Genomic DNA, 15,083 nt, shown 5'->3' with positions numbered 1-15,083 from the left:
GCGGTTCGCGCAAGCACGACCCCTGCGAAGATTCCTGAACCATGAAGAATTACAATACATGATGCGCGGCAGTATAGACCGATATCAGCGCCCCAATGGCACCTCAATGTCTCCGTTTGGAGTCGTTTCGCGTGGAAAGGATCAGCCAGGCGGAACAGGCAATCCCGATGGTGCCGAGCAGTCGCTTCGGGATCCGGCGTTTCTTCGGTTGGTCTTCACTTGTTTTGCGACTGCGAAGTAAGCGTGATGCGCCCTTGCGAACGCCTGTTTTGAGGGCACTTCGTAAGAGAACTTTCTGGCAAGCGGTGATGGCCGATTGAGTCGAATGCTCTATGGCGTTGCGCTCCTGTGTGGCGCGAGCCTGTGCCTCTCTTATCGCTTGTTCTTGATTGCGGATGTTAAACATTCAACGTCCTTCCTAAGTTCGGCTCTTGTTGCCTCGAATGGTGACTGTTTGGACCTCAAAATATTTGATGCCATGACAGCGCAGATCACTGTGGCGAGCAGGGCGAGTATCGCGGCGATGGTGAGGACGAGCACTCGATGCTCCGCAGGAATGGCAATGACTATTGCGGTCAATGCCGAGGCGCCTGCAAGAAAGAGTGCTCCACACGCTAAGCCTAATAGGGTGAAGAGTAGCGAGAGGCGCGAACGCTCTAAGCGACACTCGGCGAGGAAGAGCTCAAAGCGCGACTTTAGCAGTTGCTGAATCGACTGTAGGAGTTGGCTCATTCTCTAGTCGCGAATAATACGATCAATCACGATGCCTGCGAGCACTGCAATGCCGACTGCTCTCCATGGCTTGTCTTTGATCATCGCTTCTACCTTTTCGATGGTCTCAACTGCTTGTTCCTTGGTCGATTCGCCGCGCTCTTTGACGTCGTTGATGGCATCAGTCAGTTGTGAGCGTATGTGCGCCGTTTTCTCTGTGAAATAGGCTTGTGATGTTTCGGAGACATCAGACGTGAGCACCTTGGCGTCAGCGAGTAGCTGCTCTAGGTCGGCGACGAGTTTTTCACGATCTGGGCAAGTGTTTGTCTCGGTGGCATTTTCGTTTTGCTGAGTCATAATGTGCTTTCTTTAAGTGGATATTGGGCTGCAACGTGTTGGTCGATCTGTTAGTTTCGTGACCGTCGTGATTTTTGCAAGTTGTAAGGGGGGCTTGAGATGATATTCCGACAGTTAGAGAATCGGCCCTAACATACCAATCGTATTATTCCACAGGCGTCGCGTGATGGGCCATGCCGCGACCATTTCTAGAGTGACTTGTTTGGAGTCGGCTAGGTAGTGCGCCTGTCGTTCGCACACGGTTTGCGTGAGCTTGGGGTCATAGAGTAGAATGTTGTTCTCGTAGTTTAATTCGAAACTGCGTCGATCCATATTCGCTGAACCGATGAGCGTGATATCGTTATCTAGTGTCAGTGACTTTGTATGAAGTAGGCCGCTTTTATATTCAAAAATGCGCACGCCTGCTTCAAGTAAGTCGGCATAGTAGCTGTGACTGGCTGCGCCGACGATCCAGGAATCATTGCGGGCAGGGAATATGATAGTGGTGGTGACCCCACGGCGCGCGCAGGCACAGAGTGCTTCTTGCATCGATTCATTGGGCACGTAGTAGGGCGTGGTAATGCAGATCTCTTGTCGTGCGGCGTAGATCAAGGTCTCGAATACTTCCGACATCGCTGAATAGCGAACGGTTGGGCCGGTGCCGATGACTTGTGCTGGAAATCCAGTCTGGTCGGCCTGTGGTTTTCTTTGCAGTAGCTCATTTAAGTTTTCATCGACATGCCCCATCCAGTCAGACGCAAAGAGCTGCTGGTTTTGATGTGCGATGGGGCCTTCGAAGCGAATCATCGCATCCACCCATGGCGCATACTTTGCTTTCACCAAAAATTCGGGGTCGGCGCAATTTTGACTGCCACAATAAGTAATGCAGTGATCGATCACGACAATTTTACGGTGATTGCGCAGATCGATACGTCCGTGCAATGGGCGCAGTAGCGGATTGCCTATGGGCAGCGCGACGGCGACGTGCACACCTGCTGCTTGCATCGCTTTCCAGTGCTTCGAGCTCACCATCGAGCGTGAGCCGAGGCCATCGGCCATGACGCGGCAGGTGACACTTCGTGCAGCTGCACGCTTGAGCGCATCGACAATTTTTAACCCGTTGTTATCGGTTAGCCAGATGTAGAAAATCAGATGAACATGCTCAGTGGCTGTATCGATATCTGCGACGATGGCATCGATCGTGGCATTTGAGTCTTCCAGTAGACAACCAGAGTTTGCTCCGACGGGGATGAATTGATTGATAGAGCTGCCAACTTGAAATAAGTGTGCATATTTTTCAGGTATATTGGGTGGCTCTAATTCACTTTCGGGATCTTGCGCACGCATCGTTGCTTCGATCTCGGCAACGACTTTTTTCATCCGTGCAACGCGTTTACGACCGATGCTGGTTTCGCCAAACAGCAAATATGCAATCATCCCAGCTATTGGAATTACGATAATAACGACGACCCAAGCGACGCGTGAGGCAGGCTCGCGATTGGGCCTAAGGACCGCTCGAAGAATGATTCCGACGTGTAGTAATACATACGCTAGCGAAGTGAGTGAGCCTATGGTGATGTAGTCGGTCATGTCAGTTAATGGCGAGTTCGGTTAGATCGCTGGTGTAGCCCGTCGACTAAAGGGGATCATCTATGAACACATTGAGTGCTCTGTGCAATTCTGGACTCGCACCTATTTCGTGGTGTCGAAGAACCAGAAAAGTGTAAATTTAATGCAGAGTGTTGCTGCGAGCAGTATGAGGGCGACTTGAAAGCCTTTGCGCCAGATACGGTTGGTGCTGCGAAGCACTTTGAGTTCTTTGACGAAAACCACTTCGCATGCTCCATTGCCAGAGTCGGAACGGGTGAGGCTACTATTGCGCCACCCACCTTGACTGCCGATTTCCTGGTAATCAACCAGCATGCCTTTGATTTTAATTTGATCACCGATACCAACGTTTGAGATCTTACGACGGATTGCATCGTTGTCTGTGATTAGGTGATTATTTGATAATAGACTTGGTGAAAAGCGAAGACCATTTTCGTTCCACTGGCAGTAGCACGTCCAAGCATTGCTCCAGTATCTGACCTTGTTAAATGCATTACTTCGGACATTTAGTCCCCAGATCACGCAGAGGTCTTTCGTGTCGATTGATGTGGAGTCGTGGTAAATGTCGCCGATGCCTTGTGGATTGTTGTGGGAGACAATTAGGCCGTGTAACTCGTAGCTTGCACGGGGGCGCACTTGGTAGCTGCGACCTTTGAAATCAATGTTAAATGGGGACGCGGCGATCGACTGCTGTAAGGGAGCCTGCAGCAGTCGCTGATCAATCGAAGTGTAATCGGGCAGCTGGTCTTTTCGTGTGTAGGAAAAAACCAGCGCCACGATTAAAAGGTAGCACAGTCGAGTCAGTAGTTTCTGAACTGAGCTGTGCATGGTGCTCTGTTTCGCTAGATTGCTTTGATGCCAGCGGCGAGCACTTCGGCTGCGCGTTCGATGTCGCTGCCATTGTGGGCAGTGCAGATGAAACAAGTCTCGTAGGCTGATGGCGGTAGATAGACGCCGTGATCCATCGCGTAATGGAAGAGCTTGTTAAATTGCTGCGTGTCGCTGCTGATCGCGTCGTTGTAGTTGCGAACTGGATACTCGCTAAAGAATATGCCAAACATGGAGCCGACTTGTGGCACTTGCAGTGGCATGCCTTTTTCAATCGCGGCATTGATCAATGCATTGCGAATCGTAGTGCCCATCTTTTCGAACGCTGGATACGGGTTGTCGGTCTTCAGCTTTTTAAGCGCGGCGATGCCGGCTGCCATTGCCAGTGGATTGCCGCTCAATGTGCCTGCTTGATAGACTGGGCCGAGAGGGGCGAGCTGATCCATGATCTCGGCTTTACCGCCAAAGGCTCCGACGGGCAGTCCGCCACCGATGATTTTACCCATGCAGGTGAGGTCGGGCGTGATCGATACGCGCTCTTGCACGCCACCGGCTGCGAGGCGGAAACCTGTCATGACTTCGTCAAAAATGAGCACGGTGTCACTTTCATAGCAAAGGTCACGCAGCAATGCTAGGTAGCCTTTGTCGGGGAGTATGAAGCCACAGTTCGCAGGGAATGGCTCGACAATCAGCGCTGCGATTTCGTTCTTATGGTTTTGGAAGGCTGCACGGATTGCGTCAGCATCGTTATATTCGACGACAATGGTTTCGGCCGCGAAGCTGGCTGGGATGCCGGCGCTGTCTGGGTTGCCAAGTGTCAATGCTCCGGATCCTGCTTTGACCAAGAGCGAATCCACATGGCCATGGTAGCAGCCCGCGAATTTTATGATCTTATCGCGCTTGGTATAGCCACGTGCCAAGCGAATTGCGGACATAGTGGCTTCGGTGCCGCTATTACACATGCGCACTTTTTCAACGGACGGCACCATCTCGACGATGAGCTCCGCCATTTCCACTTCGTAAGGGTTCGGTGTGCCAAAGCTGGTGCCTTTCTCCAGCGCCTGGCTGATTGCCGCACGAATGTCAGGATCGTTGTGCCCGTGGACGGCAGGGCCCCAAGTGCAAACGAAGTCGATCAGGTCTTTGCCGTCTGCGGTGTAGAGGTGAGCGCCGTCGGCGCGCTCGGTGAAAAAAGGAGTGCCGCCGACAGAGCGGAATGCGCGCACTGGCGAATTGACTCCACCAGGGATGAGTTGCTTTGCGCGTTCGAAGAGATCGTTAGAAGAGGTCATTTTTGAAAAAATGGAACGTCGAACGCTCAACATCGAACGTCCAACGTTGAATACGTTGAGGTGATTTTAAAATTAGTTAAATAATTCGACGTTCAAGGTTGAGCGTTCGATGTTCGACGTTCAAGCATCGCGCCTAGCCGATGTATTTTTGAACAATAGGGATGCGGCGGCCGACGCCGAAGGCAAGTGGTGTTGTCTTGAGCCCTGGTGCGGCTTGCTTGCGCTTGTATTCATTCAGATCAACCTTGCGCACGATGTCATCGACGACGTCTTTTTTGTAGCCGCGTTCGACGATTTCCGCGCGGGAGAGACCTTCTTCGACGTAGAGTCGCAGGATGCCGTCGAGCACTGGATATGGAGGCAGTGAGTCTTCATCTTTCTGATCGGGGCGCAATTCGGCCGATGGAGCCTTGTCGATCGTGTTCACTGGGATGACTTCGCGCTCCAAGTTCATGTGGCGTGCGAGTGCGTAAACCTTCATCTTTGGCAAGTCGGAGATCACGGCGAGTCCGCCACACATGTCGCCATACAGTGTGCAGTAACCGACGGAAATTTCGCTCTTATTACCTGTGGTGAGTAGCAATGCGCCAAACTTGTTGGACATTGCCATCAGTAGCACGCCACGGGCACGGGCTTGGATGTTTTCTTCGGTGACATCAGCGGGTAGGCCTTCAAAAAGTGGGCTGAGGGCGACTTCGGCGGCGCTGACGGTGTCTGCGATCGCGACTTCGTGATATTGGATGCCTAGGTTTTTTGCCAGTGCGGCTGCGTCGTCGCGGCTGTGTTGGCTTGAAATCGCGGAGGGCAGGGCGATGCCGATCACGTTTTCAGGGCCGAAGGCTTCGGCTGCAAGGACGGCGACTACGGCGGAGTCAATACCACCGCTAAGTCCGATGAGTGCCTTCTTAAAGCCGCTCTTCTGGGCGTAGTCGCGCAGGCCGAGCACGAGTGCATCATGGGTGGCTGCGTTGCCTTTGAGGTTGAAGTGCTCGGATACGACGAATGAGGCAGGTGCATCGATATCGATCATGCGGTTTTCGTCACGAAACGCTGCTAGGCCGGCGATGAGTCCGCGCACTGGGTGTGCGACGAGGCTGCCGCCATCGAAGATGAGTTCGTCATTGCCGCCGACAGCGTTGCAGTAAACTGCGGTGCAGTTGCAACGATCCGCTGCAAATTGAAGGAGAGGTTCACGGGCTTCGTTCTTTCCTTCATGCCAAGGGCTGGCTGAGAGATTGAGCAGGAGATCGATGCCGTGCTCGGCAAAATGTGTGAGTGGGTCGACGTTGTAGCGGCGATTCGTCGGCACGGAGGGTGCGGTCCAAATATCTTCGCAAATTGTCAGGCCGATGCGCTTGCCGTTCCACTCGTGGATGACAGGGGAGACTGCTGGTTCGAAATAGCGGTCTTCATCGAAGACATCGTAACTGGGCAGCAGGCACTTGCGAGCCATCGTCTGAACTGCGCCGTTTTCGCACCATGCCGCGGCGTTGTAGAACGGGCGACCTGCTGCAGCGACTGGACGTGCCTCGACTGTGCCGATCACTGCGGGCACCGAGCCGATTTCTGCCGCGATGGACTTAAGTGTCGCCTCGATATCGCTTACGAAGCGGCTTTTAAAGAGTAGGTCACGGGGTGGATAGCCGCAGACGGCAAGCTCCGGGAAGACGATCAATTCCGAGCCTTCGGCTACGAGCGCTTGGTAGGCGTTGAGTATGAGTGTCTTATTGCCAGCTAAGTCGCCGACTGTGGTGTTTATTTGAGCGATACCGATTTTCATAATGTATTTTTTAAAACAATTGTTTGAACTGGCGACTTGCAAATGTGAGAGCTGCAAAGATAGTCACAGTTCTTTCCGTATTTTCCATTTGTAGAGACGACTATTTTCCAATGCTTACAGAACTCAAGACTTTCAGTGCGTTGCTGTGCTTTTCCTTGTGTCTGGCGGTTTCCGCGACTGCTCAGAAGAATGAAACTGCGGCGGAGGTTGCGTCGATTTTAGCGACGACAGTCGAAGTCGGGCCGCAGGTGATGACCTTGGACGCGATGTTTGAGCTGATCAAAGAGACCAGTCCGGAAGTGCTCTACGAGCGCGAGAGTGTGCGCCGTGCATTGGAGCAAAGTTTTCAACAGCGCGCGGCTTTGTTACCTCAGATGGCACTGACAGCTTCGCAGACTCGGCAGCAGTTTGGGCGTGGTTTTGCGGGCGATGCATTTGATTCGTCGCCATTCAACTCGTTCGGCACTCGCGTGGAAGGAACTCAGACAGTATTTGATGCTGATAAATATGCAAGTTATCGAATCGCCAAGTTGGAGCACGACATCGCGGAAATGAATTATGAGGTGGCGGTGCAGGATATACTCGATCAGGCGGTGTTGCTGTATTTTACTCAGTTGCGAGATCTGAATCGAGAAAAGATCGTTAAAGGTAATATTAAGCGCAGTCAGGAGCTTTTGAAATTGGCGAATGACCAGTTGGCCGCCGGAGCGGGGGTTCGGATTGATGTGACGCGTGCGGAATCTCGGGTCTTACAAGATGAGCGCGATCTTTGGATTGCAAAAACGCGTGTGAAGACGTCGTTACTACAATTGAAGGCATTACTGGATCTAGATTTGGACTCAGAGTTGCACTTGGATGAGTCTTTGATTAATGAGCTACGCCAGCCTCCGGCGATGGCAGAGTATGAAGTGAAGGGTGCGTCATTGATTGGTTCTCGGCCTGAACTTGCGAGTCAAAAGAAGCGCTTGGATCAGGCATTGTTAGCGCGTAAGGCGGCGTCCTGGAGGCGCTTGCCAAGTGTGGAGCTGTTTGGGGATTGGGGGTATGACTCGAATGAGGCTTTTGATGGTGATTATGATAAAGCCTGGCTGGTCGGGGTGCGCGCCTCGGTGCCGATCTTTGAGGGAGGGCGTATTCGGTCGCAAAAGCGCGAGGCAGCAGCAGCGGCTCGACAAGCGAGTTATCAAATGCGCGTGCTGGAACGAGAGATCGAGAGCGAGTTTCGCACCTCTATGTTCGATATGAACTCTCGCTATCAAGAGATTGAGCTCTCTAGTCAGGAGATCGTGCTTGGTCATGACGAAGTGAAGCAGGCTAGTTTACGCTACCGTGAAGGGCTCGCAGATAACCGCGAGCTAATCGATGCGCAGCAAGGTCTCGCCGATGCTGAACTCAGTCACTTGAACTCGGCTTATCTATATAGCCTGAGTCGTCTGGCCTTTGCCCGTGCAATCGGTGCAGTTGAGACGGTCTTGGATTGATCTTTGTCAAAGAAGTAGAGAGCTTGCTGCGAAACTTTAGAACATGAACCAAGCAGCTCCGCACCCACAACAACTCATCCTCGCCTCTGCCTCCCCTCGGCGCAGTGAACTGCTCGAACGCATCGGTCTGTCGTTTTGCGTCAGACCAGCCGATGTTGAAGAACATAATTCGCCTGACGGTGGCCCTGCACAGATGGTCATCAATAATGCGGGATTGAAGGCAGATGCTCTAGTTCGCGAGTATCCCGATTCGTTAGTGCTTGGTTCGGATACCACCGTCGCGCTGGACGGTATCGTGCTCAATAAGCCAGTCGATCTGGATGAGGCGCGCTCAATGTTAAAGCAGCTTTCTGGTCGTGAACATACTGTCTATACTGCGATCGCACTGCGTTGGCAGGCTGGCGAAGTGTGCGATGATTTTGTGGAAGCCAGCCAGGTTCGTTTTAAAACCTTGGATGATGCTACGATTACTAAGTATTTTCAGTGCGTTAACCCGCTCGATAAAGCGGGTGCCTATGGTATTCAATCTGGGCGCGAGATGATCATCGAAGCAGTTGATGGGTCGGTCGAAAATGTCATGGGATTGCCGATTCAAGCGCTGGAAGCTCGCTTATTAGAACTCGGCTTTGATTTTCGCGCATAAAACTGATTGTCTACACACACTTTGGTTCAATCATCTACAGCAATACGCACGGAGAATCCGTTTTACGAAGCACGGCGAGAGCAGTGGTGGACGACATCGGCGGCTCTGTTGGTAGCGCTGTTGGTTCATATCAGTGCGATTGTGCTATTGCCAGATGTGTTAATGAACTCGGATGCATCTGCAGATCTGAGCAATGAGGAAATGGAAGTAATGCTTCTGCCGCCTGAGCCCATCGTCCCCGAAGAGTTGAAATTCGTTGAAGCCAATCCCGAAGCGCCTGAAAATGAGCCGGATCGCAAGGATCAGTATTCTTTTCGGGCACAGCAAGCCGCTGATGAGAATCCCAACGAGGCACTACTCGATGCGCCCAGCGTTGATGGCGAGGAAGATTCACAAAAAATCGTGCAAGGTGCGATGGAGCAAGTGCCGCCAGTGACTCCCGGTGTCTATGCGCCTGCCGTTCAACCTGGCGAAGGCGAGGGCACTGACGGCGGTAAGGCCGGTGCGGAAGCGGCAGCGATGGTTCCGCCAGCCGAGCCATTGCCTGCCCCCGCATTTATTCAGCAGAAGCCTGTAACTGAAGACGGTCCTGGGAGCAGCCTTGAAACGCCTGGCGTCGGTGAGGAAGTCGTCGAAAATCCGGTTCCCGATGCCCCGATTAATGTTTATAAGCCACAACCGCAGACCGTGGAGCAACAAGCCCAGCAGGAGGGCGATGGTAGCGGTGGTGCGAACGTGAAGCCGATGCCACGTGCGCGTCCAACATTGTCTCCTGACTTGATCCATGGGCCGTTAATGCGCTCTGAAGGCTCCGCGAGTCGCCGTGGGGCATTAGCGATCGATGCGACCTTTAGTGAGTTTGGCGAATATGAGCAGCAGTTTTACGCAGCACTCCAGGCAGGATGGTATCAAGAGATCGAGTTCTTCCAGCCGATCGATACATCCACCCGCGTGGTCGTGCGTTTTCGAATTACCGCAGATGGAGTGATTCACGACGTCGAAATTTTGCACACAACCGCCAGTGAGATAGCGAGTTTGATCTGTCAGACCGCGCTCACGAAGCGTTCGCCCTTTCGCCCGTGGACAAAGGAAATGGTGAAAGTGTTCGGGCAAGAGCGTGTGTTAGAGGTCAGCTTTCACTATCGTTAAAATGTAATTGTGCTAATTGCCCGCTTCGGCTTATTTTTACTTTTTATTTATGATTGCCCACTCACATACAACACAAGTCAGTGATTTGCCTTTAGGACTCGGGGTTCGTTTGATTACTTCAAACAAACATGGTATCGTCGCGCTCGATAAGCCTGCAGGGGTAATGTCGCATCCGAATACGGACGAAGAGACGAAGCGTGCGCTGCTCCAGGCTCATTATGATTACGACGAGGAGGTGTTTACATGGAAGGTCGGTGATGTGGAGCACCGTGCATGGCTGATCAATCGTCTCGATTCGCCGACATCTGGCGTGATTCTACTCGCATTGAACGACGAGATCAATACCACGATCAAACAGATGTTCTCAACGCATAAGGTGAGCAAGATTTACTATGCGTTAGTTAAGCATGCGCCAGCGATACCTGCAGGCTCTTGGAGTGATCAATTAAAGAAGAACGTGTATCGTGGAAAGAAGCTAATTAAGGGCGGTCAACTCATTCCTGCTAAGACGCGTTATCAGGTGATCAAGACACCGACTGGAGGGTTTCCTGTCGCGCTGCTTCGCTTGATGCCATTGACTGGGCGCACCCATCAGTTGCGTGTGCAGTGTCAAAATCATCGGCACCCTGTGGTCGGTGACCGCACATATGGTAGCTTTAGTTTTAATAAAGAGGTCGCCATGGAAACAGGTGAGAGGCGCATGATGCTCCACTCCGGCGAAACTTCTATGCGCTATGCGTTTAAGGGGCAGATGCATGAGTTTAAGGCCGTATCTGAACTTCCAGAAGCCTTTGCTACAGTGATGCGTTTTCGCCCAGGTCTCCATGCCGGCAAAGCACCCGTTCCGATGGCGTCGAAAGCACCATCAGGTCGCAGTGCCTTAGAGGGACGTCGCTTTCGTCGTTAGTAGCGGTTTTTGTCCCAAGCCCAACTCTTGGGGTAAACGCGACTTTTGTTTGTTAGATAGTGCCAAGCGTGTTTCACTCTCGGATATGCCCATCGATCATCACTACCACCGAGACGAACGCCTCATTATTCGGGTTGCAGTGGCGCTAGGGGTGCTGCTTGGGTGTTTGACGATATTCCTCACTCAGAAATATAGCCCAACTCGTGAACAAGTGCTACCAGAAGATGTCTGGGCGCTGATCAATGAGCTCTCCAGTCAGGCTGATTTAGATCCGGAGTTCGTGTATGCTGTGGCTTGGGCCGAGAGTAGCCTAAATGCGAAGGCTCGAAGTTCGGTGGCACGTGGCATCATGCAGGTGACTCGTCCAGCATGGGAGCAAGTGACAGATGAGTCCTATAGTTTAGCATGGGAATGGCAGTTAAATATACGTATCGCCATTGATTATCTGGTATATTGCCGTGCGTATTTGAAGTCGAATGATGCATTTAGCTACCCATTGTTGGCGGCGAGTTATCGTTACGGGCCCTATTATGTGAAGGATAAAGAGTTTGATATGAAGCAGATCAAACCACCAAAAAACGAAATCTATGAACGTATCTTCTCGGGGAATGTGAGGCCTGTTCCGCCGCCAGAAATAGTCGTGCAGTGAGTTCTCCTCAGTATTTATCGGTAGAATCTGCGTAGATCGTATTTGAATGCTCTGTAATCAATGCAGGGGGTGGGCTTCATATGCTGTTAAAAGTAGATGAATGCGCTTTGAAATGCGCTGCTGCTCTTGAACAGTTCGCCACGCTAGGCACTTTGTATATCAAATGAAACGAGGATATCGTCTTGAAAATTTAGATACGAATGTAGGTAAGCACTTTGAGCGAAACGCATCCCGTTGTCTCATACGGGCTGTCGCCTTCTCGTTGCTCATCGCGATCGTGGTGGCCATCGTTACCTTTATTATTTTTGATAGTCGTATGGCATCCATATTCGTCTTCGGTGGCGTAGGATTTGTGAGTTTGAATATGTTTTTTCTGATACTGGTGCCCTCTAGTAAATCTCAGAAGCAATCGCATGCGCTCATTATGGCTGCGGCCAAAGCCCCTGATCGCATCGAAGATATTCGTCCTGGAGTGATCGCGGTGCAAACTGAAGAGGGGCAGACGCATACACTTAGCACAGTTGAGCGACAGGCATGGCAGGAGCTCGTCGTGCCGTTTTTATGTAAGCAGCATTCCAAGACCTTGGCTGATCAAAAGAATATGGTCGGCCATGTGTTGAGCCGCTCTGAGATGTCAAATCTGCATGATCAGCGTAAGGCGATTAAGGATGACGAAGCCCGCATTCAACAAGATCGTCTTCAACTCGCGAGAAAGCGCGCTGACATTTCGGCGCTACAGGAGCGATTAATCAATGATGAGAAAGAGCTGCAGAATGCACGTGAAGATATCCAACTTCGCTCTGACGCATTGCTGCAGGCCGAAGATTTGGTTATCTCACGTCTGTCTGAAATTGAAGTTGCGGAGGCTCAAATGGAGCAGATGCAAGAGAATCTAAGTGCACAACAAGGTTCAGGCGAGTCCAGTGCATTGGATTTAGAGCGATTAAAGCGAAAAGAGCAGGAGATCGATGCGTTGCGTTTAAGCCTTCAAGAGGACAAGCATGTCGTCGAATTGCAAAAGACGGAGCTCAATCAGCTTAAAGGTGAACTGATCCGTGAGAGCGACATGGGTGCCGCGCCCGATCTATCACCGGAGGATTCGTTACGTATTCGGGAGCAAGAGCTCGAATCGAAACTCGAGAATTTAAAGGCTGCGACGAGTGAATTGGAGACGCGTAGCCAATATGTGCAAGAGGTGGAAGATTCTCTGATCGATCGGCTCAATTCTATGAGTGAGCGTGAAGCATTTATTGAGCAAGGGGAAGTCGAGGCCGGGGTGCGCACCGATGATTGAGACTTGTTTGATTCTCTGAAAATCTAACTAAACTGAGTTTGACCTGCACTGTGTCTTTCTGCAAAGACACCTGAATGATCGCTTCGAGAAAGCAATGCATCTTGCATGCACACTTGGCTGCCTTGCTGTTTGGAGGCACGGCACTATTCGCAAAACTGATTGAGTTGCCTGCTGAGGTGATTACGTTCTGGCGCACTGTAGTCGCAGTGGTGTCAGTTGTTATTCTGTGTCGTATACGTAGGCAGTCTTTACGGTTGGCGCATCAACGAGATATGTGGATGCAGATCGGCATCGGTTGCATTCTCGGCTTGCATTGGGGCACGTATTTCGCGGCGATTCAGCTGTCTAGCGTGGCAATTGGCATTACGGCGCTGTATGTTTCACCAGTCCTATCGGTGTTGATCGAAGCGGCGATACATAAGGTGTGGCCTGATGTGATCGACCTGTTACTTGGAGTCGTTGTATTTATCGGTGTGCTGTTTCTGGCTCCAGACCTTAGTTGGAAGAATGAATTCACCCAGGGCGTTTTACTTGGAGTCGTCTCGGCATTCTTTCTCGCCATGCGCCAGATTCTGCATACTCGCTCGCGGGTGCGTAGTGCTTCTGGTATGACCCTATTGTTTTATCAATTGCTCGGAGTGGGGGCGCTGTTTGCTTATTTTGGTTTCAATACCGACTTTGAAGCAGTTCAGGGGAATGTGGGCTACTTGTTGATTCTAGGCTCAATCTTTACCGCATTACCGCACTTTTTAAATCTATCTGCATTACGTGTGCTGGGAGCCCGGAGTGTATTGATTATATCCAGCTTAATGGTGCCCTATAGCATGGTTTTTAGTGCACTGTTACTCGATGAAATGCCAAATACGAAACTTCTGATTGGTTGCGCGCTCGTCATGGGGGCAGCAACAATTGAGAATTTTAGAACTAGTAGTGCGAAGGTGTCCCTGTCATCGAAAATGACCTAGGTCACTTCTGATCATCGACGAGGGGGAGGATGACGGCTTTCCTAAGCGCTACCTTCATCACGAGATTGTCGTGCATTTGTATGCCAATCGGTCCCGCTTTGGAGCGTTTGGGATCATTGTCGGTGTAGTCGATGATCTTCGTTCCGTTTAACCAGTATTCGATATGCTTGCCTTTGGCTCGGATGGTCATGCGGTTCCAGTCTTCGGCTTTGAAGATCTGCTTCATTACCTTTTGATCGGCAAATATTCTCAGCTTCGGGCGGGCATACCAGTCTCCGAGTGAACCATTGTGCCTGCTGCCAAGCCCCGCATCATACTCATATCCTGAGGGCGCTTCATATTTCGTCCCCGGCTTGCCTCGAGTGAAGGTAAAGGGGGTGACGCGAAAGTAGATCCCCGAGTTGGCCTTCGGGCCGCCGCTCAGCTTGACTTCAGCGGAGAAGATGAAGTCAGTAAAGCTGTCGTTCGTATAGAGCCATTCTGGGGTCTGGAGTTTCACTCCCATGGTGTCACCCGTGATCGCTCCATCCTTGATCGACCATCGTGTCGAGGGAACCTTCCAGCCTTCTAGAGAGTGATCGGTGATCAACTGAACTACCTGATCGCCTTTCAGTTGCGGTTCGGGCGAGTCTACGACTGGCTCAGCCGAGGCAAAGCAGGAGAGCAGGGGTAGGAGAGTGAGTGGAAGTGCAGACAAAAACCTCATGGTGCGCACTTGTATGAAGCCCGCCATTCAGTGTCAAACCGCAAGGAGGGCATGGTGCTATGGCGTGTTCCTTGCCGATGTCGCCATCTTAATCGAGGGCTTTCAGCAAGTCTTCGGCTGAGAGGCGCTTTTTGTAGTTCACATCGAAGTGGCGGTAGGTGATGCGCCCCTCGGTATCGGTGATGAATACCGCTGGGACTGGTAGAATTCGTTTGGCTTTTGTTCGTTTGCTCACCGATTCAAACGCGAGGCCGAAGGCCTTGGTTGCGGACAGGCTAGGATCCGAATAGATGCTGTAGTTATATTCAATTCCATCAGCATACTCTTGAGCTGCTTCAGGCAGGTCGGGTGAGATCGCGATGATCTGATAACCTTTTTCTAAGATGGTCTCCTCATGTTGGCCAATGGCTGCGAGGTGCTTTGTGCAATAGGGGCACCAGCCACCTCGGTAGAAAATTAGGATGCTCTTTTTTGATCCTAATGCCTCGCTCAAAGCAACCGTATTGCCTTCGACGTCGCTTAGCTCAGCTTCTGGTGCCGTGCTGCCCACCTCGATGGGATTCACTTCGCGAGGGTCATCGGTAACTGCATTGAGTAGAACGGGCGCGGAGGCGCATGTGAGGCATAGGATCAGTGACTTAGTTAATTTTTTGAGCATGGGTATTTGAGTGGTGAAGTGATGACATATTCCCTAGAAACTAAATAGATGGAGGCATCCACTTCGAAGAGTGACT

Annotated in this window: 15 protein-coding genes; 7 read left to right on the top strand and 8 right to left on the bottom strand. The window is 51.6% G+C overall.

The features are described from left to right. Positions 1–372 precede the first annotated feature (372 nt). The 6 genes from GZZ87_RS14230 to GZZ87_RS14205 form a co-directional block, all read right to left on the bottom strand. Positions 373–732: a phage holin family protein gene (locus GZZ87_RS14230; RefSeq protein WP_162026483.1), complete on the bottom strand. Its 360-nt coding sequence runs from the start codon at positions 730–732 to the stop codon at positions 373–375. Between the two features lie 3 nt (positions 733–735). After that, positions 736–1,068 (bottom strand): DUF883 family protein, encoded by a 333-nt coding sequence (locus GZZ87_RS14225; RefSeq protein WP_162026482.1) that lies wholly within the window; start codon positions 1,066–1,068, stop codon positions 736–738. 114 nt (positions 1,069–1,182) lie between these two features. Continuing rightward, entirely contained in the window at positions 1,183–2,637 is a 1,455-nt protein-coding gene (cls, locus tag GZZ87_RS14220) for a cardiolipin synthase (protein ID WP_162026481.1), read from the bottom strand. Between the two features lie 102 nt (positions 2,638–2,739). After that, positions 2,740–3,483, bottom strand: coding sequence for a hypothetical protein (locus tag GZZ87_RS14215; RefSeq protein WP_162026480.1), 744 nt, complete (start codon positions 3,481–3,483; stop codon positions 2,740–2,742). Between the two features lie 14 nt (positions 3,484–3,497). Continuing rightward, the gene (hemL, locus tag GZZ87_RS14210; RefSeq protein WP_162026479.1) at positions 3,498–4,775 is read right to left on the bottom strand and encodes a glutamate-1-semialdehyde 2,1-aminomutase; all 1,278 of its coding nucleotides are present in this window, start codon (positions 4,773–4,775) and stop codon (positions 3,498–3,500) included. Between the two features lie 133 nt (positions 4,776–4,908). Continuing rightward, positions 4,909–6,555 (bottom strand): NAD+ synthase, encoded by a 1,647-nt coding sequence (locus GZZ87_RS14205; RefSeq protein ID WP_162026478.1) that lies wholly within the window; start codon positions 6,553–6,555, stop codon positions 4,909–4,911. A gap of 110 nt (positions 6,556–6,665) precedes the next feature. On the opposite strand from GZZ87_RS14205, the gene GZZ87_RS14200 reads away from it, so the two are divergent. The 7 genes from GZZ87_RS14200 (at position 6,666) to GZZ87_RS14170 (ending at position 13,643) form a co-directional block, all read left to right on the top strand. Beyond that, complete coding sequence (locus GZZ87_RS14200; RefSeq protein ID WP_162026477.1) at positions 6,666–8,036, top strand: TolC family protein; 1,371 nt, start codon at positions 6,666–6,668, stop codon at positions 8,034–8,036. A gap of 43 nt (positions 8,037–8,079) precedes the next feature. Next, entirely contained in the window at positions 8,080–8,679 is a 600-nt protein-coding gene (locus GZZ87_RS14195; RefSeq protein WP_162026476.1) for a Maf family protein, read from the top strand. Between the two features lie 6 nt (positions 8,680–8,685). After that, positions 8,686–9,828, top strand: a complete 1,143-nt coding sequence (locus GZZ87_RS14190) for a TonB C-terminal domain-containing protein (RefSeq protein WP_162026475.1) — start codon at positions 8,686–8,688, stop codon at positions 9,826–9,828. Positions 9,829–9,877: 49 nt separating this feature from the next. Next, positions 9,878–10,735, top strand: coding sequence for an RluA family pseudouridine synthase (locus GZZ87_RS14185; protein WP_162026474.1), 858 nt, complete (start codon positions 9,878–9,880; stop codon positions 10,733–10,735). Between the two features lie 85 nt (positions 10,736–10,820). Next, positions 10,821–11,384 (top strand): lytic transglycosylase domain-containing protein, encoded by a 564-nt coding sequence (locus GZZ87_RS14180; protein WP_162026473.1) that lies wholly within the window; start codon positions 10,821–10,823, stop codon positions 11,382–11,384. Between the two features lie 163 nt (positions 11,385–11,547). Beyond that, positions 11,548–12,678, top strand: coding sequence for a hypothetical protein (locus GZZ87_RS14175; protein WP_162026472.1), 1,131 nt, complete (start codon positions 11,548–11,550; stop codon positions 12,676–12,678). A gap of 74 nt (positions 12,679–12,752) precedes the next feature. Beyond that, positions 12,753–13,643: a DMT family transporter gene (locus tag GZZ87_RS14170; RefSeq protein WP_162026471.1), complete on the top strand. Its 891-nt coding sequence runs from the start codon at positions 12,753–12,755 to the stop codon at positions 13,641–13,643. Position 13,644: 1 nt separating this feature from the next. On the opposite strand, the gene GZZ87_RS14165 is transcribed toward GZZ87_RS14170, so the two are convergent. Both GZZ87_RS14165 and GZZ87_RS14160 read right to left on the bottom strand, forming a co-directional pair. Next, a complete protein-coding gene (locus tag GZZ87_RS14165) occupies positions 13,645–14,340 on the bottom strand; it encodes a DUF1080 domain-containing protein (RefSeq protein WP_162026470.1) in 696 nt (231 codons plus the stop codon). A gap of 97 nt (positions 14,341–14,437) precedes the next feature. Further along, positions 14,438–15,007, bottom strand: a complete 570-nt coding sequence (locus GZZ87_RS14160; protein WP_162026469.1) for a peroxiredoxin-like family protein — start codon at positions 15,005–15,007, stop codon at positions 14,438–14,440. Positions 15,008–15,083 lie beyond the last annotated feature (76 nt).

This window comes from Lentimonas sp. CC4 (assembly GCF_902728235.1).
GTDB lineage: Bacteria > Verrucomicrobiota > Verrucomicrobiia > Opitutales > Coraliomargaritaceae > Lentimonas.
The sequence above is the reverse complement of the archived record's forward strand: the minus strand, read 5'-3'. Positions and strand labels throughout refer to the sequence as shown.

Bases quoted from the DNA above. Each gene is read 5' to 3' on its own strand.
- GZZ87_RS14195 (WP_162026476.1), top strand. From the start codon at position 8,080: ATGAACCAAGCAGCTCCGCACCCACAACAACTCATCCTCGCCTCTGCC.
- GZZ87_RS14225 (WP_162026482.1), bottom strand. From the start codon at position 1,068: ATGACTCAGCAAAACGAAAATGCCACCGAGACAAACACTTGCCCAGAT.
- GZZ87_RS14205 (WP_162026478.1), bottom strand. From the start codon at position 6,555: ATGAAAATCGGTATCGCTCAAATAAACACCACAGTCGGCGACTTAGCT.
- GZZ87_RS14185 (WP_162026474.1), top strand. From the start codon at position 9,878: ATGATTGCCCACTCACATACAACACAAGTCAGTGATTTGCCTTTAGGA.
- GZZ87_RS14200 (WP_162026477.1), top strand. From the start codon at position 6,666: ATGCTTACAGAACTCAAGACTTTCAGTGCGTTGCTGTGCTTTTCCTTG.
- GZZ87_RS14180 (WP_162026473.1), top strand. From the start codon at position 10,821: ATGCCCATCGATCATCACTACCACCGAGACGAACGCCTCATTATTCGG.
- GZZ87_RS14175 (WP_162026472.1), top strand. From the start codon at position 11,548: ATGAAACGAGGATATCGTCTTGAAAATTTAGATACGAATGTAGGTAAG.
- cls (WP_162026481.1), bottom strand. From the start codon at position 2,637: ATGACCGACTACATCACCATAGGCTCACTCACTTCGCTAGCGTATGTA.
- GZZ87_RS14230 (WP_162026483.1), bottom strand. From the start codon at position 732: ATGAGCCAACTCCTACAGTCGATTCAGCAACTGCTAAAGTCGCGCTTT.
- GZZ87_RS14215 (WP_162026480.1), bottom strand. From the start codon at position 3,483: ATGCACAGCTCAGTTCAGAAACTACTGACTCGACTGTGCTACCTTTTA.
- GZZ87_RS14160 (WP_162026469.1), bottom strand. From the start codon at position 15,007: ATGCTCAAAAAATTAACTAAGTCACTGATCCTATGCCTCACATGCGCC.
- GZZ87_RS14170 (WP_162026471.1), top strand. From the start codon at position 12,753: ATGATCGCTTCGAGAAAGCAATGCATCTTGCATGCACACTTGGCTGCC.
- hemL (WP_162026479.1), bottom strand. From the start codon at position 4,775: ATGACCTCTTCTAACGATCTCTTCGAACGCGCAAAGCAACTCATCCCT.